Source organism: Xanthobacter albus (assembly GCF_043194895.2).
GTDB lineage: Bacteria > Pseudomonadota > Alphaproteobacteria > Rhizobiales > Xanthobacteraceae > Xanthobacter.
This window is the reverse complement of sequence record NZ_CM195532.1, coordinates 1,814,435-1,834,407: the sequence shown is the minus strand read 5'-3', so window position 1 is coordinate 1,834,407 and position 19,973 is coordinate 1,814,435. Positions and strand designations below refer to the sequence as shown.

Genomic DNA, 19,973 nt, shown 5'->3' with positions numbered 1-19,973 from the left:
GAGCGAAGAGGTGCCACGCTCAACCGTCGTGTTCAACCGCATTGCCGACCCCCGCCGCCAATGCTAGAGCCCGATCATGCCGGGTGGAAAGGACGAAGACCCACCTGCCGCAACGGCCGCGCCGCGCCCATGGAAGGCCGAGGCGACAGGCCGGAGCCTCAAGGAATCTCGGGTGCAGACACACAAGACCGCGCAGCCAGCAGAGGACACCCGGACCATGACCACGGGGCGCCCGCACGGCCCGCTCACCGCAGAGGAGATCCTGGCGCGGCTCGGCGCGCGCGCGGTGGTGCTGGTGGGCATGCCGGGGGCGGGCAAGTCCTCGGTGGGCCGGCGCCTCGCCAAGCGCCTCGCCCTGCCCTTCGTCGATGCCGACGAGGAGATCGAGCGCGCCGCCTGCATGAGCATTCCGGAAATCTTCGCCCGCCGCGGCGAGGCCGAGTTCCGCGAGGGTGAGAAGCGCGTGGTGTCGCGCCTGCTGCAGTCCGGCCCCATGGTGCTGGCCACCGGCGGCGGCGCCTTCATGAGCCCGGAGACGCGGGCGGCGGTGGCGGAATACGGCATCTCCGTCTGGCTGCGGGCCGATCTCCATACCCTGCTGCGCCGCGTGAAGAAGCGCACCGACCGCCCGCTGCTCGCCCAGGGCGACCCCGCCGCCAAGCTCGCCGCCCTGCTGCGCCAGCGCGGCCAGACCTATGCCCTCGCCGACGTGGTGGTCGATTCCCGCGATGTCGCCCACGACGTGGTGGTGGACGAGGTGGTGGCGGCGCTCGCCCGCCACCTGTCGCACCCCGACCAAGGACACCGCACCATGACCGTCTCGCCCGCCCCCGTCTTCCCTGCCGGCGCCCAGCGCAGCGCGGTGCGCGTGGATCTGGCGGGCCGGCCCTACGACATCCTCATCGGCCCCGGCCTCCTGTCCGAGACCGGCACCCATGTGAAGGCCCTGCGCAAGGGCGCGCGGGTGGCCATTGTCACCGATCGCAACGTGGCGGCCGCCGGCCACCTCGCCACCGTCGAGGCCTCGCTGGCCGAAGCCGGCATCGAGCACACCGCCATCGTGGTGGAGCCGGGCGAGAAGACCAAGTGCTGGGCCGGCCTCCAGCAGGTGGTGGAAGGCCTCATCGCCGCCCGCATCGAGCGGCGCGATCTGGTGCTGGCGCTGGGCGGCGGCGTGGTGGGCGACCTCGCGGGCTTCTCCGCCTCGGTGCTGCGCCGGGGCGTGGACGTGGTGCAGGCGCCGACCACCCTGCTCTCCCAGGTAGATTCCTCCGTCGGCGGCAAGACCGGCATCAACTCGCCCCAGGGCAAGAACCTCGTGGGCACCTTCCACCAGCCGGTGCTGGTGCTGGCCGACACCGCCGCCCTCGACACCCTGCCCGTGCGCGAGGTGCGGGCGGGCTATGCGGAGGTGGCGAAATACGGCCTCATCGGCGATCTCGCCTTCTTCGAGTGGCTGGAGAAGGAGCATGCCGGCGTCATCGGCGGCGGGGCCGCGCGCATCGAGGCGGTGGCCGCGAGCTGCCTCGCCAAGGCCGCCATCGTCGCCCGCGACGAGAAGGAGACCGGCGACCGGGCCCTGCTCAACCTCGGCCACACCTTCGGCCACGCGCTGGAAGCCGGCGCCGGCTTCTCCGATCGCCTGCTCCACGGCGAGGGGGTGGCCATCGGCATGGCGCTCGCGTTCGCCTTCTCGGCGCGGCTCGGCCTGTGCCCCGGCCAGGACGTGACGCGGGTGGTGCGCCACCTGGAGGCCGCCGGCCTGCCCACCCGCATCTCCGACGTGCCCGGCGCGCTGCCGGACACCGACGGCCTGATGGCCCTCATCGCCCAGGACAAGAAGGTGAGCCGCGGCGCGCTCACCTTCATTCTCGCGCGCGGCATCGGCGAGGCGTTCGTGGCGAAGGACGTGGACCCCGCCCAGGTGCGCGCCTTCCTGGCCGAGGCGCGCTGAGCGCGGGCCCGCGCCCGCCCTCCGCCTTGGACCATCGGCCCGGTCCTTGACCGGGCCCGTGCGTGAAGCACTGAACTTCGGCCTCAGCCGCGCGGGTCCAGAAAAGCCCCCGCCGCCCGTCGCACCTCGGCGAAGTGGGTGAACAGCGCCATGTGCGTGCCCCCTTCGAGAGCCAGCAGGCGCGCCCCGCCCACCCGGCGGGCGATCGCCTCGCCCTGGCCGAAGGGCACGATGCCGTCCGCCGTGCCGTGCACGGCCAAAAGGGGCGCTTTGACCCCGGCGTCACAGCACGCCGGCAGGGCGGCGAACTGCGCCACGTCGCGGAAGGTGCCCGGCATGCGCTCGCCCATGCGCAGGCAGGAGCTGAGCAGGAGGGCCGCCAGCAGCGGCCCCGCCTGCGGATCGGCCAGCACCCGCGCGCGCTCGGCTGCGGCGGGCACGAAGCCCCGCGCGGCCATGCCCGTCCAGTGGCGCACCGCCCAGGCCGGCACCGCGCGCAGGCCCGGCAGGCGGGCGAGAAAGCGCGCCCGCTCCAGCACCGCGCGCCCCTGCGGCCGCGCCTCCAGCCGGCCGGTGCAGGCGCTGACCAGCAGCAGCCCCCGGCAGCGCCCTGGAAACAGCCGCGCGAACGCCAGCGCCGAGGGCCCACCGCCGGAGAAGGCGGCGATGTGGACCGCATCCGCGCCCAGCGTGTCCAGCAGCACGGCATAGGCTTCGGCCTGCGCTTCGGCGGTGCCGCCCGTCTCCAGCGGGGTGCCGGGATAGCCCGGCCGCGCGACCGCGATGACCCGCCGCCGGAACGGCCCGCCGAGCAGGGCGCGCGCGAGCAGCCAGGACTGGTCGAGCCCGCCCATGATGCCGTGCAGGGCGAGCATCGGCGGCCCCTCCCCCGCCACCGCGCAGGCGAGCGGCCCGCGCGGCGTGGAGATGAGCACCGGCTCCGGGATCTCCCCCAGAAGCCGTTCCGCCGCCTCAGCCACCGAATGCATCCGCGCCCTCCCCGCGCGCATCCGCCCCATGCCGGAGGGATGCGCCGCCTCAGGAGAGTGGCGCATCGGCGTGATTCGGGCCAACGCGAACCTGCGCGCCGCGCCCGGCCGGCATTGGCCGCTGCACCGCCAGATGCGCCGCCACGCGGCGGATGAGGGCGCGCGCCTCCGCCGGCGGGCGCTGCTCGATGCGGCGATAGGCGCGCCCGTCCGCCGTGCGCCACACCATGCCGCGATCAGCCATCTCCCGGCGCAGCAAGGCGTGATCCTCGAACAGGTGGCGGGCATTGAGGCGGGCGTTGATCTCCCGCTCGGCGAAGGTCTCGCCGGCCGGCAGGGTGGACCACAGCGCCCACAGACACAGGTGGCGCCAGCTTTCCTTCCCCGGCCAGCGGGTCAGGCGCCCCTCGGCATCGAACAGGCGGGCGACGCGCTCCACCCGCTTCTCGTCCACCGGCTCGGCAACGGGCCCGGCCGGGGGCTGCACGGCGCGTGGCGTGGCATCCTCGGCGCCCTCGGCCACGGCGCGGAAGTGCTGGAAATTGCGGTGTCCGCCGGCGCGGGCCAGCATGTTGAGCAGTTCGAGATGGCTCGGCAGGTGATCGCAGCGCGCGAGCTGGCCGCGCAAGGCGCGGGCGAAGGCGGAAATATCATCCGCAGCGAGCGGAAAGACCGGTCTGGACATGACTCATCCTCGACAAGGCGCCGATTTCCGGAAACGGATGTCGATGGTCACCGGCTTGCGACGCGACGCGGGACAAGCTGTCGATCGAATGCGGATAAGGCAGGTTTAGCTCCCCTCGCGGGGCGGTGACGCCTGGGTGAACTGCGGACCCTGCCCCACGATTAGCCCAACCGCGCGCCGGGCTCAAGCCGCCCGCGCCCCGGCGGCGCTCAGAAGCGCTTTTCCGGCCAGCGGCACAGGTCGGCGATGAGGCAGCGGCCGCACTCCGGCAGGCGGGCCTTGCAGATGTAGCGTCCGTGCAGGATCAGCCAATGGTGGGCGTGGAGCTTGAAGCGATCCGGGATGCGCGCCTCCAGCGCCTCCTCCACCGCCAGCGGCGTCGCGCCGGGGGCGAGGCCGGTGCGGTTGGCGACGCGGAACAGGTGCGTGTCCACCGCGATGGTGGGCACGCCGAAGGCGATGTTCAGCACCACGTTCGCGGTCTTGCGGCCGACACCGGGCAGCGCCTCCAGCGCCTCCCGGTCGCGCGGCACTTCGCCGTGGTGGCGCTCCAGCAGCAGGCGGGAGAGCTCCACCACGTTCTTCGCCTTGTTCTTGTAAAGGCCGAGGGTGCGGATGAAATGCGCCACCTGCTCCTCCCCCAGCGCCACCATGGCCGCGGGGGTGGGAGCAGCGGCGAACAGGCCCTTGGTGGCCTTGTTCACGCCCACATCCGTCGCCTGGGCGGAAAGCACAACCGCCACCAGCAGGGTGTAGGGATCGGTATGGTCCAATTCACCCTTGGGCTCGGGGTTCTGCTTTTCGAAGCGGGTGAACGCCTCCACGATCTCCTCTTCGCTCCACGAGGCGACCGTTTTGCCGTGCACGGCGGCGGCCGCGTTCGCCACCGCCTTGCTACGGCGGGGGGCGACAGGCTGCTCGGACGCGCCGCGCTTCCCCGCGCCGTCCCGGCCTACCGTCCCCTCGCCCGCGGCGCCCTTGGCGGCGGTCGTCTTCGCAGATGCGCGCCGGGTGGCGCCCGTGGAAGAGGCCGCGGCCTGCGCCCCTCCCCCTCTTTCTTCTCCGGCGGCGGACCGCGCCCCCTTGCGCGGACGCGGCGGGGAGATGAGGTCCGCGAGCGGATCGTGGGTGTCCTCGGGAGCGGCGGCGGGCGGGCGCTGGGCTGGCGGTTTTCGCGGCATTTTTCCCCTATACTGCGCTCTCATGACCGACGCCACCGATCCGGCCCCCATCCGGGCGAATGCGTGCGAAGACGCGGGCGATCCCCTCGTCTATGCGGTCACGCTCGCGCCCCACCGCTCCCTGTCGGCGGGCGGGACGGTGATGGTGACGGGGCTTGCCGCGCTGGCGAGCCTCGGCACCGGCGCCGTGTTCCTGGCCATGGGCGCCTGGCCGGTGACCGGCTTTCTCGGGCTCGATGCGCTCCTGCTCTATCTCGCCTTCCGCGCCAGCGCCCGCGCGGCACGGGCGCGCGAGCACATCACCGTCACCGCGAGCCTCGTGGAGGTGCGGCGCGAGCCGGCGCGCGGGACAGGCGGCATAGAGCGGCTCAACCCCTCCTGGACCCGCGTGGAGCGCACCGACGACGACGATTTCGGCACGCTGGAGGTGGCTCTGGCCTGCGGACGGCGGCGGGTTCCGGTGGGCGGCTTCCTCGGCCCGGCGGAGAAGGGGCGGCTGGCGGGCGAGCTCGCGGGCGCGCTCGGGGCCGTGCGCAAGGGCATCGTGCGCAGCGCGCCGTAGAGCGTTTCCGAGCGAACGGATCCCAGTTCGCGTGAGGAAAACGCGTCATCGCAAGAGGATAGATCGTCTCGGTGTTTCCATGAAACGCTGAAACGATCTGGACGGCGCGCGGCGCCCGTCACACGGCGGACGCCGGCATTCCGGTAACGTGCGGCAGCTTTCCGGAGCCGCCGCCATGTCTGCCATACCTCAAGCGCTGAACCTCGTCTGGCCCACCCTCATTCCCGCCGTGCTGGCGGTGCTGGGCGCCCTCCTGGGCACGGTGTGGCGGCCGGGGCGCCACACGCGCAGCTCCGTGCAGCATTTCACGGCCGGCGTGGTGCTGGCCGCGGTGGGCGCCGAGCTGCTGCCGGAGCTCGGCGCGGCCCCGCCGCTGGGCATGGCCATCGGCTTTCTCCTCGGCGGCGGCGCCATGCTTGCCATCCGCGCCGCGGTGGGCGAGGAGATGGACGATGAAGAAGCGGAGGGCGCGACGGCGGGGCGCGGCAGCACCGGCCTGATGGTGACGGTGGGCGTCGATCTCCTCATTGATGGCCTTCTGTGCGCGGTCACCCTCGCGGCGGTGCCGGAGAGCGGGCTGGTGGTGGTCGCGGCGCTCTCGCTGGAAGTGTTCTTCCTCGGCCTCGCCACGGTGGTCACCCTCGGCGGCGGCGGACGCGCCATGGCGAGGATGTCCGGCCTGGCGCTGCTGGTGCCGGTGGGCGCGCTGATCGGCGCGGCGGCCTTCTCCGCCCTCCCGGCCGTGATGCAGACCGGCATCCTCGCCTTCGCCACGGCCGCGCTGCTCTACCTGGTGGCGGAGGAGCTGCTGGCCGAAGCCCACGAGGGCACGCGGGACAACAGCTATTCCGCGGGCGCCTTCTTCCTCGGCTTCCTCGCCGTGCTGCTGCTCAACGCGCTGGGCGGGTGAGAGGCGCGGGGCTCAGCACCCCATCGCCTTACCGCAGAAGGCGTCGTGCAGCGCCTCCACCACCTGGATCACCTCCGGGCGGGCGATGCGGTAGAACACGCTGGTGCCCTCGCGTCGGGCGGCGACGAGGCCATCCGCCCGCAGGCGCATGAGCTGCTGAGACATGGGCACCTGCTCGATGCCCAGCTCCTCGCGCAGCTGCGCCACCGATTTTTCCTCGGCCCCGAGCGCGCACAGCACCAGGAGGCGCTGGGGATGAGACAGGGAGCGCATCAGCTCCGCCGCCTTCTCCGAGGCCGGGATCATCTCCGATATATTCATGATCTTGAATTTATAATCTTTGAATGTTATATGCAACCTGAACGATGCGAGGCGACGCACCGCCCCGCGCGCAATCGGGAGCCAGAATAATGTCGGTCGATCGCGCCGTCATGATGTTTGCCGGGTTCATGGTGCTTTTATCGCTGGCCCTCGGCATCTTCGTCTCGCCCTACTGGCTGTGGCTCACCGCCTTCGTGGGCGTGAACCTCATGCAGGCGTCCGTCACGGGCTTCTGCCCGGCGGCCATGATCTTCAAGAAGCTCGGCCTCAAGGCCGGCTGCGCCTTCTCCTGATCTCGGGGGCGGCACGGCCGCCCGGAACGGAACACCATGTCCCCTGCCCTTCTTCGCGCGGCCGCGCTCGCCGCCGCGCTCGGCTGTGCCGTGCTCGCCGGAGCCACGGCGCCCGCGACCGCCCAGCCCGCACCCGCCGGCGTCCCGCCGGCGCCCCGCGTTTCCGCCGGGCCCCAGGAAAAGGCGCCCTTCCCCGTGCATCGCCAGGACATCGCCGAGATGAAGGCGGTGTTCGGCGAGGTGGAGAGCCGCACCGTGGTGCCCGCCCGCGCGCGCCTCGGCGGCACCGTGCGGGAGGTGAAAGTCTCCGAGGGCAGCGAAGTGAAGAAGGGGGACGAAGTCGCCCTGGTGGTGGACGACAAGCTCACCCTCACCCTCAACGCGGCGGACGCCAAGATCAAGGAGCTGAACTCCCAGCTCGAGAACGCCCGCACCGAGCTCGATCGCGCCCAGCAATTGCTGGCCAAGGGGTTCGCCAGCCAGAGCCGCGTGGACACCGCCAGGACCCAGTTCGACGTCGCCGCCAACCAGGTCGCCGCCGCCGAGGCCGACCGCGCTGTGGTGCTGCAGCGCGAGCGCGAGGGGGCGGTGCTGGCGCCCGCTGACGGACGCGTGCTCACCGTGCCCGTCACCCCCGGCTCGGTGGTGCTGGCGGGCGATGAGATCGCCCGCATCGCCTCCGGGCAATATTACCTGCGCCTCTCCCTGCCCGAGCGCCACGCGGCGGATATCCGCGAGGGTGGGCGGGTGCGCATCGGCGCGCGTGGCCTCTCGCCAGAGAAGGCCGGCGACCTCGCCACCGCGCGGGAGGGCCGCATTGTGAAGGTCTATCCCGAGATTACCGGCGGCCGGGTGATGGCCGACGTGGACGTGGCCGGGCTCGGCGATTATTTCGTCAACGAGCGCACCCTGGTGTGGATCGAGATCGGCCGCCGCCCGGTGCTGGCGGTGCCGCCGGAGGCGGTGGCCACCCGCCACGGCGTGGACTATGTGCGCCTCATGACGCCACGGGGACCTTCCGACGTGGCCGTGGTGCTGGGTGAGCGCTTCGCGGAGAACGGCCAGCCGCGCGTGGAGGTCCTCACCGGCCTTGCCGACGGCGACAAGGTGGTGCTGCCGTGAGCGAAACACCCCCTCCCGTGAAGCTCGGCATCGCCGGCACCCTCACCCGCACCTTCATCCGCTCGCCCCTCACGCCGCTGCTGCTGATGGCGGCCTTCGCCTTCGGCCTCATCGCCCTCCTCACCCTCCCGCGCGAGGAGGAGCCGCAGATCTCCGTGCCGATGGTGGACATCCATGTCACCGCCAACGGGCTCAAGGCGGAGGATGCGGTGAAGCTCGTCACCGAGCCGCTGGAAACCATCGTCAAGGGCATCGACGGGGTCGAGCACGTCTATTCCAACACGGCGGACGACGGCGTGCTGGTCACCGCCCGCTTCCTGGTGGGCACCGACCCCGATGCCGCCATCCTGCGCGTGCACGAGAAGCTGCGCGCCAATTTCGACCGCCTGCCGGTGGGCATCCCGGAGCCGCTGATCGTCGGGCGCTCCATCGACGACGTCGCCATCCTGGTGGTGACGCTGACACCCAGGCCCGATGCCGCCGATCGCTGGAGCGCCAACGGCCTCACCCGCATCGCGCGCGAGCTGCAGGTGGAGATCGCCAAGCTGCCGGACATCGGCCTCAGCTACATCGTCGGCGAGCAGCCGGAGGAGATCCGCGTCGCGCCCGACCCGGAGAAGCTCTCGCTCTACGGCATCACGCTGGCGCAGCTTTCCGGCAAGATCGAGGGGGCCAACCGCTCCTTCCAGGCCGGCACGGTGCGCGAGAAGGGCCAGCAGCGCACGCTGGTGGCGGGCCAGACGCTGCAGACCCCCGCCGAGATCGGCAACCTGCTCCTCACCGCGCGCGACGGGCGCCCCGTCTATGTGCGCGACGTGGCGCAGGTGACGCTCGCCACCGAACCGGAGGAAACCCGCGTCTACGACGTGCGCCGCGGCGGCGACGCGCTGGTGCGCGTGCCGGCGGTGTCGCTGGCCATCGCAAAGCGGCCGGGCACCAATGCGGTGATCATCGCGGACGAGGTGCTCCAGCGCATCCAGGCGCTGAGCGGGCAGATGGTCCCCTCGGACGTGGAGATGACCATCACCCGCAATTACGGCGAGAGCGCCAACGAGAAGGCCAACGAGCTGCTGCTGCACCTCGGCCTCGCCACCCTCTCCATCGTGGTGCTGGTGGGGGTCGCCATCGGCTGGCGCGAGGCGCTGGTGGTGGCGGTGGTCATTCCCTCCACCATCCTGCTCACGCTGTTCGCCTCGCGCCTCATGGGCTACACGCTGAACCGGGTGAGCCTGTTCGCGCTCATCTTCTCCATCGGCATATTGGTGGACGACGCCATCGTCGTCATCGAGAACATCGCCCGCCACTGGGCCATGAAGGACGGGCGCCGGCGCGAGGACGCCGCCATCGCGGCGGTGGCGGAGGTGGGCAATCCCACCATCGTGGCCACGCTCACGGTGGTGGCGGCGCTGCTGCCCATGCTGTTCGTGTCGGGCATGATGGGCCCCTACATGAGCCCCATTCCAGCCAATGCCTCGGCGGCCATGGTGTTCTCCTTCTTCGTCGCGGTGGTGCTCACCCCCTGGCTCATGCTGAAGGCGGCAAGCTCCAGGGCGGTGGTGGCGCACGCCCATGAGGCGGCCGGCGGGGGCCGGCTGGGGCGGCTCTATGTGAAGGTGGCGGAGCCGATCCTGCGCACCAGGGCACGGGCCTGGACCTTCCTGCTGGCGGTGGGCGCGATCACACTCGCCTCACTTTCCAGCTTCTACACCGAGCATGTCACGGTGAAGCTGCTGCCGTTCGACAACAAGACCGAGCTGAACGTGGTGCTGGACCTGCCCCAGGGCGCCTCGGTGGAGGACACCAACCGCGTGCTACAGCAGATGGTGGACGTGCTCGCCCCGGTGCCGGAGGTGGTCTCGTTCCAGACCTATGCCGGCACCGCTTCGCCCTTCAACTTCAACGGGCTGGTGCGCCACTACAACCTGCGCACAGCGCCGCGCCAGGGCGACATCCAGGTGAACCTGACGCCCAAGGGCGAGCGCCACCGCACCAGCCACGACATCGCCCTGGACCTCCGCCAGCGGCTCAAAGCCATCCCCCTGCCCCCCGGCAGCGCCCTGAAGGTGGTGGAGCCGCCGCCCGGACCGCCGGTGCTCGCCACCCTGCTGGCCGAGATCTACGGGCCGGACCCGGAAACCCGCCGCGCGGTGGCGCGCAAGGTGCGCGCGGCATTCGAGAGCGTGCCCTTCATCGTGGACGTGGACGACAGCTTCGGCACCACCGCCGAGCGGGTGCGCCTCTCCATCGACCAGGACAATCTCGAATTCTACAAGGTCGAGCAGGCCGACGTTTACGACGCCATCCGCGCCTTCTACGGCGGCGCCACGGTGGGCTATTCCCATCGCGGCGAGGGGCGCCCGCCCATCCCCATCCGCCTTGCGCTGTCCAAGGCCGACAGGCAGGTGGACGCCCGCACCCTTTCCACCCCCGTGCCGGCCAATGCCGTGCCCGGCGGGCGCGGGGTGCTGGAGCTGGGCGACGTGGTGAGCGTGACGCGCGAGCCCTCCTCCTATCCCATCTTCCGCCATAACGGCCGCGCGGCGGAAATGGTGACGGCGGACCTCGCCGGCGCCTACGAGGCGCCCGTCTACGGCATGATCGCGGTGGGCAAGGCGCTCGACGCCATGGACTGGGGCAGCCTGCCGAAGCCCGTGGTGGCGCTCCACGGCCAGCCGGCGGACGAAAGCGCCCCCACCGTGCTGTGGGACGGCGAATGGGAGGTGACCTGGGTGACCTTCCGCGACATGGGCGCGGCCTTCGGGGTCGCCATCCTGGGCATCTATATCCTGGTGGTGGCGCAGTTCCGCTCGTTCAAGCTGCCGCTGGTGATTCTCACGCCCATTCCGCTCACCTTCATCGGCATCGTGTTCGGCCACTGGCTGTTCAGGGCGCCGTTCTCGGCGCCGTCCATGATCGGCTTCATCGCGCTCGCGGGCATCATCGTGCGCAACTCGATCCTGCTGGTGGACTTCATCCGCCATGCCCGCGCGCCTGGCCGGCCGCTGAAGGAGGTGCTGCTGGAAGCCGGCGCCATCCGCTTCAAGCCGATCCTGCTGACCGCGCTGGCGGCCATGATCGGCGCGGCGGTGATCCTCACCGATCCCATCTTCCAGGGGCTCGCCATCTCGCTGTTCTTCGGCCTCCTGTCCTCCACCGCGCTGACCGTGCTGGTGATCCCCGCCATCTACGTGGCGCTGCGGGGCGAGGGAGAGGCACGAAAGAACGGGGATGTGGACAACGCGGAACGTCATCCACAGGGCGCCTGAAATTCCGCCCCACGCCGCTTGACATGAAAGGGGGGCGCCTCGTAAATGGCGCCTCCCATGGATCGGGGCCGTAGCTCAGATGGGAGAGCGCTGCAATCGCACTGCAGAGGTCAGGGGTTCGATTCCCCTCGGCTCCACCAACCCGATCCGGCATCAAAATTTCCATTTATAATCAGCCACTTACTGCACACGACGAAGTCGGTGCGTACCCGACTTGGTACCCCAACTGCGTACCCGATGCCGTTGGGGCAAAAGGACAGATGGGCGAAGGCGCCTGCGCGTGTAGCAACTGATTTTCTCAACGGGAAACACGCACCCCTTTTCAACCTCCGCCGCCCCTCCCATCCACCCGCTGCACCGCCGACACACCCACCCCCAGCGTCTTCGCCACCTTCAGCATTGCCATGCCCTGCGCCCGAAGCTCCTTGATCCGGGCTTCCGTGTCGGCGCCCCCCGTGGGCCGCCCCAGCTTCTTGCCCCCACGCCGCCTCCTCCCGCTACGCCTCCGCCCCCTGAAGCACCCGGTAAACGCTCGCACGGCCGATCCCGAGGCGCCCGGCAATCTCCGTAGGGCTCACGCCCTCACCCTTCAGCCGCCGCACCTCCTCCGCCTTGGCCCGTGCCGTGGGCTTCCTGCCCCGGTACTTGCCGTCGGCCTTGGCCTTGGCAATGCCGGCCCGTTGCCGCTCAAGGAGCAATTCCCGCTCGAAGGCGGCCACGGCCCCGAACACGGACAGCATGAGGCGGCCCGAGGCGGACGCGGTGTTCAGCTTCTCCCCGCCCGGGTTCAGGATGACGAGCCCCACGCCCTTGGCGTCCAGGGCCTCCACCACTTGCCACAGGTGCGTGACGGATCGCGCGAGGCGGTCCAGCTTGGTCACCACCAGCGTGTCGCCCTCCCGCAGGAACTCCAAGGCCCGTTCCAGCTCCGGGCGGGACGCGGCAACGGCGCTGACGTGCTCCTGAAAGAGCTTGTCGCAGCCGGCCTCCCTGAGATCATCAAGCTGGCTCTGGAAGCCCGCATCCTGCCCGTCCGTGCTCACCCGCGCATAGCCCACCAGCATCGTCGTTCCCCTGTCCCACTACCCGCCTTGGCGGGTCCCACTGAACACCTCCCCTGCGAGACGGTGTGGAGGGCGTCCGATAGAGTCCATTCCGGAGTTTCGGACGCCTCGTCTCACAGGGCTTAGGGCGTCACTGAGACGCCCCCGCCCTTCCCCGCCTCAGGCAGCCTCGCCAGCCACACAGGGCATCGCCTCAGCGGCTTCGACGGCGGCACGGGTGATGGGGCTGGCGCCATCGAACCAAGCACCCCAGGCGGCCTCAGCGGCCTTCAGCGCGTCCCAAGCCTCCCGCAGAGGGCTCCCAGGCTCTCCCATGGCCTCCAGAGTGCCGAGGACGGCGAGGCGTCCCATGTGGCCGTAGCGGCGGATGAGCTGCCCATGCCACGCCTGACGGGCTTTGTTGGCAGCCTCAAAGAGTTCGTAACCCGGCATCTCAGTTCTCCGCATGTTGTGATGGAATGTTCGTGGGCCAATCGCCGCTCAGAACGTGAGAAAGCCTGATTCGCCTCACTGAAACTGTCAATCACAATTCTGAGATTTTATCGAATTTTCTCGGAAGTGATTGAGGTTCAATGCGGATTTTGGCTGACCTACAACTTATGACAGAAGCGGAATAACGCAGGCATGGGGCGCATGTACATGCGCTGCGGACGCCTGTGCTTGCGTGGGTGCGGGCGTGACTTGCCGTTCACGCGCGAAACGGCACACCCCGCGCGGCATTCCGTTTCGCGCGGGATACGGCACAACGGGCGCGTAACGCGCGGGCGGTGTCCTGCCCAGGTGCGAAGGGGGTACGGGGGGTGCCGCGCGGGCTTTATTCTATCGAGGGGGCTTCGGAAATTTCCGGCAGGATTTTACCGGGAAGCTCGGCCGGCAGGGGTGTCATGCCCGCCTCGGCGCCGCTTAGGCGCGGCTGAAGAGGCGTGACATGGCACGAGAGCGGGCGGGAAGAACGGCGGCGCCGCATCGGGGTCAGGGCGGGCAAGGCCCGCTGGGGACCGAACGCGGGTCGATGTCAGATGTTAAGGCTGGCTCATGGCTACTGCCGTGCCCTGCCACCCCGGTATTGCAGGGCCGCCGCCTCATAGGCCCTTGCAGCCTCTTCCGGCTGGTCGAAGGAGCCGAGCCAGAGGCGCTTGCCGTCGACCGTAATGGTGGCCGTCCAACACCCATAGAGGGCATCCCAGGACACGCCCCGGAACGGGCGCTTGACCGCCTTGCGGCTGGTGGTCGTGGTCAACGCGGCTTCGATGCCGCCTGCGGCGACGGCTTCGGGCACCCACGCGGGTGCTGGGCATGACGCTGCCCCTCCGCGCGAAGGTGGCCGTCATGCTCTCCATGGCCTCAGAGGGAGACGACGGGCGGGAAGGGTCAGTTGATCGGGCCGAACAGGGCGTCGCCGAGGCTGTAGTCGCTGTTCTTGGGCGGCTTCGGCGGGGCATTGCGGATCATGGAGCCCAGGGAGGCGCGGAACGGAACCGCGTTCTGGAACGGCATCGCCGCGAACATCTGCCGCCATTCCTGCTGGGACCGCTCGCGCCCATCCATGAGGGGGTGGAGGATGGCTCCCAGCGTCTTGTGCAGGGCGTCCAGGACGCTGACGACGGGCGGCAGCGCGGCACTGGAGGGGAGACCAGAGTTGCGGAACCCGAAGAGGGGCTCGGCCCCCAGGAAGCCGAAGCCGGTGTCCGCGATCATGGGGATGAGCGAGGAGTAGGCGGAAAGCTGGAAGGTCGCCGCCGCGAGATTACGGGGGTGGAGGCGCTCCTTCAGGTAGGCGTCGGGGTCCTTCTGCGTGAGGCTCTCCATGCCCGTGCGAGCGGTGTAGAGCATCCCGGAGAACATGAGGGAGTAGAGCGCCCCGGCGAAAGCTTCCCCATCCTTCATGTGCCACCCATGCTGGATGTTCATGGTCCAGGCATTCAGCGCGAACCGCCGGAACTGCATGAGGACACGGAAGGTCGGTGAACGGTCCAGGAGGGTTCCGGCGCCGATGCGGTCGTGCTCCATCGTGGCGCGGGAGGCGGCCCGCCGGATGGCCTCTGCGAAGGCTTCGCGGGCCTGGGGGTCGGTCCAGCCGGCGGGGTTGAGGCCCATGATCTTCTCCTTCCCCATGAACCCCGTCTTCGATTGGGCATTGAGGTGGAGCTGGGCGAGGACGCGGGATAGCATCTCCTCGTCAAGGCCGAACCACTTCATACGGTCCAGTTCGGCGGGCTTCAGGCGGGAGAGGTCGAAGACCGGGACCTCCTTGCCGTCCGCAAGCTTCAGGAGGGTGATGCCATCGCGCTGGTAGATGCGCACGTCGGTGTCGTTGAAGAGGACGTAGTTGTGCAGGTCGGGGTTCGCCTGTTTGAAGGCGGCCTTCTGGGCGACGATGTCGGGGTCGTCGTTCCGGTGCTTGGTCTCCCCAGATAGTGAATATTCACTTGCGTCCATTTCCTTCTGCGTGAAATCCCCGAAGTGGACGTCGAGTTGCCCTCCGCCCTTCCCGCTTAAGTATTTTGTTCCACGGATGCCAACATCGTTAAGCATCTTGGAGACCTCTAACGCCTCTTCCCCCTCCGTTAACCCCCCGCCTGATTTTCTTTGCACCCAGGACCGCAACGCTTTCAGAATGGATACATCGTCGAAACCCTTGTACCAGTCCACGGTCTCGAAAATGGCTTGAACATCCTTCGGAAGCTTCTTCACCGCCGCTTGGATGTAGGGGGCCTGGGCGTGAAGAGGCATCTCCAGGTCCAGGAGATGCTCCTTCGGGGTGGTAATTTTTACTTCATAGAGGTGGGACTTGTTCTTGATGCTTGCGATGTCATCGGGGTTGAGGTCCGCCAACTGCTTCCTGAGGCGCTCCAGCAACGGCGCTTGTTCCCGCGCATTCTTCGCGAGGCTCTCCATAGGGCCATTCATAAGATCACGGCCCAGTTCCAGAAGCCTGTCGACTTCCTGGAGAAGGCGTTCGCGCAGGTGAACAGGTTTCTTGTTCACGGCCGGCATGTTGACAGCCCCTGCCAGGGACTCACGAACATAGGCGGGATTGTCCAGGCCCGTGTAGTCCAGTTCCACGGTGGACCCGTCCTTCATGGTGATGCCGGGGGCCTGATAGTCCTCCCGATATTTTTCCCCAACCTTCTTATGCGCCCCGAAGTAGAGCCCCCACCCCTCGTGCTGCGTCCCCTCCCCGGAGTTGATCCAGGACTTGGAGAACTTATCGAACTTGAAGGGGGAGCCGTGCCACCCGGTGTGCGTCCAGTCCGGCAGGCGCTCCGGCGGGGTGGTGTGCATGCCGTCGTAAGTGCGGCGCATGAGGTCGAAGAAGCGCTGCGCCATGAGGGCGGAGGCAGACTCCCGGATGCGCCGGTTGATCGCCTGCATCCCGGAGAGGCGCAGGACCGCGTCGGCGCCCATGCGGGAACTCCCCAGCGTGCGGTCGAGGAAGCCGTCCGTGTCGCCCGGAAGGCGGTCAATGCCATCCCCGAAGTCCTGCCCCATGCCGAGGGGCCTCCAGTCGTCGGCAAAGGCGAACATGGCGTCGAGGTCACGGGTCAGGGCGCGGGCGTACTCGCGGTTCCCAGCATTGTCGAGCATCATCCGAAAGCCGGGCATGTGCTGCGCCATAGCGCGTATGCCGGCAATGTCAGCGAGCCTCCCGAGGTCGAACAGCGCCGATACGCCGAAGGACGATCCGAAGATCATCGTGGCGTAGTTCTTGGCGATCTCGAAAAGCTTCTCGAAGGTCGACCCCTGCCCATCCTTCGGCACACCACGGATGCGGTCGAACTGCTCGCGGAGGAGCTTGGTGTCGGCTGCGATCTCCTTCGGGGACTGCCCAGCCTCCCGGCCGCGCTTGACCGTGGCGACGACCAGCCGCTCGAACTCGTTCACCGACCTGATACCGTCGATGATGCTGTTGCCGTCCTTATCGACGGCCTTGAGGCGGCCGAGCGCAATCCAGGAAGACGCCTGCCTGTTGTAGCGGTCGAACAGCTTGAAGGCGTCGGTCTCTACGAAGTGCTCCAGGCGGTGGCCGTTCAGCTCGAAGCCTTCATCCAGGTCGAGCTTGAAGTGGGTGAAACCAGGCTTCTGCCCCTTCGAGAGGCGGGCCAGGACCTCGTCAATATCCGCTCTGGCGATGCCCAGGCCCTCCATGACGTCCTTGAGCTGCCCGGCGGTGGCCCCGTTCCTGGTGAGCATGTCGTAATCGTTGAGGCCATAGAAGCGGTCCACGATCTTCTGAAACATGCCCTCGGCGATGGTGCCGGCCTTGTCGCCCAGCTCGGGATGCTTGGACAGAAGGGCACCCTCCAGCCACTGCCGGAACTTGAGGCCGTTTCCGTCCACCCCAAGGATTTTTCCGACAAGCCATGCACGGGGGCTGTAGTGGGGGTCCTTCGGGACGCTGCCGAAGCCGCCCTCACTGTCCCCGCCGAGCGGACGACCAGGGTTCTCGGGATCGACGTCGGCGCGGGGGCGGATGTTGCCGTCCAGGAGGGCGTCGTAGGCACGGGTCAGGGCCTCGTCCACGCGCTTGACGTGCTCGGAATAGCGCATGTCACGGTCAGGTGCGCGGTCTGCCCGGTAGCGCCAGACCTCTTGCGTAAACTCCGTCCACTCCCGCGACAGCCCAGGGGCGCGTTGCCAGAAGTGGGTGTAGCCCTTCTCCTTCGCCCATGCGTTGAATGCGGGGTAGGTGACGGCGTAGACGCGGTTGTTCCACCCCGATTGGATGGCCTGCATCATCTGCCCGACCGACTGCGGATTGACCACCTTCTCCCCATCCGGCCCGACCCGCCCCACAACATCGAACCCGAACAGGGCGCCCATGAGCCGGGCAAGCGGGTTCTTGGAGTTGCCGATCTGCCCTGCCATGTCGGGGCGGAGGCTCTCGATCCCGGTGCGGGACACGTCCTCCTGCCCCAGAGCGGCGGCAGGGTGCGTCGAGGGCGGGAGAGTGAGTTGGTCCGTTGCCTGCGCGGAGAGGCCGCCAGCGCCCCCGTAGGGCATCGCAGGGGCTTCCTGCGGAGAGGCGTGGGTCGGTGCCGCAGGCGCGGAAGGCGGGAGGGCCTCGGGGGTCCCGTGAGGGGCGGCGGGGCGATCCCAGGAGCCGGGGGCCGTGGCCTTGTTGAGGGCGTGCCCGGCCTCGTTTCGGATGTCGTTGGGCATCCGGCCCGGCAGCATGAAGCCGAAGCCGGCGCCGAAAGCCGCCGCGTAGGCGTAGTCCGATCCCTCGGTGGCCTTCCCGAAGGTGTCGGAGAGGGCGGTGGAGCCCACATTCCCGAGCGCTCCACCCGCCGCTCCGGCGAGCCGCGTCCCGATGCGACCAAGGCGCAAGGCGCCTCCGGCCCAGGTTCCGACGCCAGCGGACATCAGGCCGACTACGGCGTCCACGGGGTTTACCATGCCCACGAAGAAGTCTACGAAGCGCCCGCTCAACCCACCCGCTGCCAGGGTCTGCTCTACCTCGGCCTGCGCCTTCGCCTGGGCAATCAGGAAGTCCGTGTGCTCGGGGGAGACTCCGACCAGCCTGTCGTGGAACTTCTCGGGAAGCTCCTTCTGCGCCTGCCGGAGCACCTCGGGGTCGGGCCTGTAGCCGTCCTGCGCCTTGAACATCGGCGTGGAGGAGAAGACATAGGCGGTGGCCGACTGGCTCCAAGCGGCTTCCGTCATAGCCCAATATCCGGGAGAGGGCGCGACCGTGCGAGGGTCCGGTTGGGCGACGGCCTCCGGCGTTCCGGCGAGGGGGTACGGTACCGAGGTATCGATGCCGTGACGCCGGGTCCCGGTGTAGGCGTCTCCGCCGGCCGTGGCCGCCTTCGCCATCTTTCCCTCGGCCCAGCGGATCAGGTCCTCGTTGGTTCGGATGCCGTTCTCAGCGAGCCAGGGGTTGGCCTTGAACACCCGCCGTCCGTGCCCCTCTCCCCCGGTCGCCTCCAGGGTCGTGTAGAGAGCGCCCTTCGGGTCCTTCAGGATGGCGGGGCCGGCTCCGGCGCCCTGGTAATAGACCACGTACATCTCGCCGGCCGTGGGTTCCCGGCCGAGTGCCGCCTTGGCCCGCTCGTAGGCGTCCTTCATCTTGGGCATGGTGGCCCGAAGCTGCGCCTCGGGGTCGGTGCTGTCGCCGATGCCGGCCTTGTCCCGTTCCTCCTTCAGGAGCTGGCCGATGCCGAAGGCGGATGACGTCTTCGCCTGGAGGCTGGGGTCGAACCCGCTTTCCTGCTGAAGGATGGCGATGACGAAGTCGGGGTTGATCCCCGCCTCCTGCGCCATCTTGTAGGCACGGGTGGAGATGGGATTGGAAGCGACGTTGCTGGGAACCGATGGGTCCTGCGAGACACCGTTGCCAACCGGCCCGGCTCCCCCACGGAGAATCCTCGCGAGGGTCGTTCCTTCGTTGCCCGCCCGGTCGACCTGGAGTTCCCCGTGGCCGAACACGTGGTCGGTCTTGATGCCGTACGTGGTCATCAGGGACTGCCCGAGCTTCCGGGCACTCTCGATCTGGGCGGGGGTGGGATGCTCCCCGTCCCCGACAAGGGAAATCCCGATGGCGTCGGCGTTGGAGAGGTCCCCTCGGACGCGTTGCGTGGATGAGGGGTCCTTGACGTGGTTCGTCCGCTTCTCCATCGGCGCCGCCTGGACGACTTCTCCATCCCGGCCGATGTAGAAGTGGTAGCCGAATGCCCCTCCCCGCTCCGGGTCGTCCTTCAGCCCGTACGCCACGGCCTCGTCCACGGTGCTGTTCGACCCCGTATAGTGGAGGACGATGCCCCGGAACGGCTTGGCGTTGGCCGAGGCCGTGCGACCGTAAGGGGCTCCGGGGATGCCGGCGTATCGGAGCTGGATGCCGTCAGCGGAGAACTGCCCGGAGGTGGGGGCGGGCGGCCGCTGGGGCGCACCCCCGGTGCTCGGGCTTGCCGCAGCCGGGGCGTCAGGCGCGGGCGCGGATGGCTCCGCAATCGCCTGAGGAGCTTCTGGAGGGGCGGGAGGGGTCGCCGGAAGGTCTACGACCTCGATCTTGGAACCGCCGCCCTGGGGCTCGCTGTGAGCGGGGGGAAGGTCTGGGAGGTCCGGGATGTCGGCGGGAAGTTCCGGTAAGGCGGGCACCAGGGGCGGGGCGGTGCCATCCTTGGGAGGGGTCAGGGACGCGTCAAGCTGTTCGGTCGGGGTGAGTGGGTCCATGGTTCCTATGGCTTGGGGTGGCGGATCAGGCGGTAGAACGGGAGGTGGGAGACCCCTGACGGGGCGGGCGGGCCGTCAGGCAGGACGAAGCCAAGGGCGGCCCAGGATGTGAGCCGATGCGGGCTGCGGGCGTCCACGAAAGCCGCCACCGGGACGAGAAACGTCTTCCCGAGCCAAGCCTCTAGTGCATCCCGCAGTTCGGGGCTGTCGCGGTCGAGAGGCGGGCGAATGTATATACAAATGCCGTCCCTCCCCCAGCATACCCCAACAAGCTCTCCATCGTCGGCGTAGATGCCAGCGCCGCCGTAGCCGTCGAACCTCGCGTAACGGGCTATCCGTTTGATGTTGAGACGCGCATCGATCTCCCTAAGGTCTTCCTCCCGGAACTCCTTTACGACGCCACGCCAAGGTTCTTCACTTTCAATCTTCCGTATGTAGGCCACTGCATCC

General features: G+C 69.0%; 15 protein-coding genes and 1 tRNA gene. 7 read left to right on the top strand and 9 right to left on the bottom strand.

Going from position 1 to position 19,973, the window contains the following annotated elements; genetic code table 11:
* Positions 1 to 217 precede the first annotated feature (217 nt).
* Complete coding sequence (gene aroB, locus V5F75_RS08165; protein ID WP_394034863.1) at positions 218 to 1,954, top strand: 3-dehydroquinate synthase; 1,737 nt, start codon at positions 218 to 220, stop codon at positions 1,952 to 1,954.
* A gap of 83 nt (positions 1,955 to 2,037) precedes the next feature.
* Here the strand turns inward: aroB and V5F75_RS08160 are convergent, their stop codons facing one another.
* The 3 genes from V5F75_RS08160 to nth form a co-directional block, all read right to left on the bottom strand.
* On the bottom strand, positions 2,038 to 2,943 hold the full coding sequence (locus V5F75_RS08160) for an alpha/beta fold hydrolase (RefSeq protein ID WP_394034864.1): 906 nt from the start codon (positions 2,941 to 2,943) through the stop codon (positions 2,038 to 2,040).
* A 49-nt stretch (positions 2,944 to 2,992) separates the two neighbouring features.
* Positions 2,993 to 3,628, bottom strand: a complete 636-nt coding sequence (locus V5F75_RS08155) for a DUF2087 domain-containing protein (RefSeq protein ID WP_394034865.1) — start codon at positions 3,626 to 3,628, stop codon at positions 2,993 to 2,995.
* A gap of 209 nt (positions 3,629 to 3,837) precedes the next feature.
* Positions 3,838 to 4,515, bottom strand: coding sequence for an endonuclease III (gene nth / locus V5F75_RS08150; RefSeq protein WP_394034866.1), 678 nt, complete (start codon positions 4,513 to 4,515; stop codon positions 3,838 to 3,840).
* A gap of 316 nt (positions 4,516 to 4,831) precedes the next feature.
* Between nth and V5F75_RS08145 the strand changes: the two genes are divergently transcribed.
* Both V5F75_RS08145 and V5F75_RS08140 read left to right on the top strand, forming a co-directional pair.
* Positions 4,832 to 5,371, top strand: coding sequence for a DUF2244 domain-containing protein (locus tag V5F75_RS08145; RefSeq protein ID WP_394034867.1), 540 nt, complete (start codon positions 4,832 to 4,834; stop codon positions 5,369 to 5,371).
* 175 nt (positions 5,372 to 5,546) lie between these two features.
* The gene (locus V5F75_RS08140; protein ID WP_394034868.1) at positions 5,547 to 6,281 is read left to right on the top strand and encodes a ZIP family metal transporter; all 735 of its coding nucleotides are present in this window, start codon (positions 5,547 to 5,549) and stop codon (positions 6,279 to 6,281) included.
* 12 nt (positions 6,282 to 6,293) lie between these two features.
* Here V5F75_RS08140 and V5F75_RS08135 read toward each other — a convergent pair whose 3' ends face one another.
* Complete coding sequence (locus tag V5F75_RS08135) at positions 6,294 to 6,587, bottom strand: ArsR/SmtB family transcription factor (protein ID WP_393988942.1); 294 nt, start codon at positions 6,585 to 6,587, stop codon at positions 6,294 to 6,296.
* A gap of 104 nt (positions 6,588 to 6,691) precedes the next feature.
* Here V5F75_RS08135 and V5F75_RS08130 point away from each other — a divergent pair, with 104 nt between their 5' ends.
* The 4 genes from V5F75_RS08130 (at position 6,692) to V5F75_RS08115 (ending at position 11,423) form a co-directional block, all read left to right on the top strand.
* Positions 6,692 to 6,895 (top strand): YgaP family membrane protein, encoded by a 204-nt coding sequence (locus V5F75_RS08130; RefSeq protein ID WP_394034869.1) that lies wholly within the window; start codon positions 6,692 to 6,694, stop codon positions 6,893 to 6,895.
* 36 nt (positions 6,896 to 6,931) lie between these two features.
* Complete coding sequence (locus V5F75_RS08125) at positions 6,932 to 8,017, top strand: efflux RND transporter periplasmic adaptor subunit (RefSeq protein WP_394034870.1); 1,086 nt, start codon at positions 6,932 to 6,934, stop codon at positions 8,015 to 8,017.
* Between the two features lie 17 nt (positions 8,018 to 8,034).
* On the top strand, positions 8,035 to 11,283 hold the full coding sequence (locus tag V5F75_RS08120) for an efflux RND transporter permease subunit (protein ID WP_394034892.1): 3,249 nt from the start codon (positions 8,035 to 8,037) through the stop codon (positions 11,281 to 11,283).
* 64 nt (positions 11,284 to 11,347) lie between these two features.
* Positions 11,348 to 11,423 (top strand) — tRNA-Ala (locus V5F75_RS08115).
* A 357-nt stretch (positions 11,424 to 11,780) separates the two neighbouring features.
* Here V5F75_RS08115 and V5F75_RS08110 read toward each other — a convergent pair.
* The 5 genes from V5F75_RS08110 to V5F75_RS08090 form a co-directional block, all read right to left on the bottom strand.
* Positions 11,781 to 12,347, bottom strand: coding sequence for a recombinase family protein (locus V5F75_RS08110; RefSeq protein WP_394034871.1), 567 nt, complete (start codon positions 12,345 to 12,347; stop codon positions 11,781 to 11,783).
* Between the two features lie 159 nt (positions 12,348 to 12,506).
* Positions 12,507 to 12,779, bottom strand: coding sequence for a hypothetical protein (locus tag V5F75_RS08105; protein ID WP_394034872.1), 273 nt, complete (start codon positions 12,777 to 12,779; stop codon positions 12,507 to 12,509).
* A 607-nt stretch (positions 12,780 to 13,386) separates the two neighbouring features.
* Positions 13,387 to 13,587 carry an AP2 domain-containing protein gene (locus tag V5F75_RS08100; RefSeq protein WP_394034873.1) on the bottom strand — a complete coding sequence of 67 codons (201 nt, stop codon included), beginning with the start codon at positions 13,585 to 13,587 and terminating at the stop codon, positions 13,387 to 13,389.
* Between the two features lie 131 nt (positions 13,588 to 13,718).
* Positions 13,719 to 19,076 (bottom strand): N-acetylmuramoyl-L-alanine amidase, encoded by a 5,358-nt coding sequence (locus V5F75_RS08095; RefSeq protein WP_509212161.1) that lies wholly within the window; start codon positions 19,074 to 19,076, stop codon positions 13,719 to 13,721.
* A gap of 452 nt (positions 19,077 to 19,528) precedes the next feature.
* The gene (locus V5F75_RS08090; protein ID WP_394034875.1) at positions 19,529 to 19,966 is read right to left on the bottom strand and encodes a hypothetical protein; all 438 of its coding nucleotides are present in this window, start codon (positions 19,964 to 19,966) and stop codon (positions 19,529 to 19,531) included.
* Positions 19,967 to 19,973 lie beyond the last annotated feature (7 nt).

Bases quoted from the DNA above. Each gene is read 5' to 3' on its own strand.
- aroB (WP_394034863.1), top strand. From the start codon at position 218: ATGACCACGGGGCGCCCGCACGGCCCGCTCACCGCAGAGGAGATCCTG.
- V5F75_RS08160 (WP_394034864.1), bottom strand. From the start codon at position 2,943: ATGCATTCGGTGGCTGAGGCGGCGGAACGGCTTCTGGGGGAGATCCCG.
- V5F75_RS08155 (WP_394034865.1), bottom strand. From the start codon at position 3,628: ATGTCCAGACCGGTCTTTCCGCTCGCTGCGGATGATATTTCCGCCTTC.
- V5F75_RS08145 (WP_394034867.1), top strand. From the start codon at position 4,832: ATGACCGACGCCACCGATCCGGCCCCCATCCGGGCGAATGCGTGCGAA.
- V5F75_RS08140 (WP_394034868.1), top strand. From the start codon at position 5,547: ATGTCTGCCATACCTCAAGCGCTGAACCTCGTCTGGCCCACCCTCATT.
- V5F75_RS08135 (WP_393988942.1), bottom strand. From the start codon at position 6,587: ATGATCCCGGCCTCGGAGAAGGCGGCGGAGCTGATGCGCTCCCTGTCT.
- V5F75_RS08130 (WP_394034869.1), top strand. From the start codon at position 6,692: ATGTCGGTCGATCGCGCCGTCATGATGTTTGCCGGGTTCATGGTGCTT.
- V5F75_RS08125 (WP_394034870.1), top strand. From the start codon at position 6,932: ATGTCCCCTGCCCTTCTTCGCGCGGCCGCGCTCGCCGCCGCGCTCGGC.
- V5F75_RS08110 (WP_394034871.1), bottom strand. From the start codon at position 12,347: ATGCTGGTGGGCTATGCGCGGGTGAGCACGGACGGGCAGGATGCGGGC.
- V5F75_RS08105 (WP_394034872.1), bottom strand. From the start codon at position 12,779: ATGCCGGGTTACGAACTCTTTGAGGCTGCCAACAAAGCCCGTCAGGCG.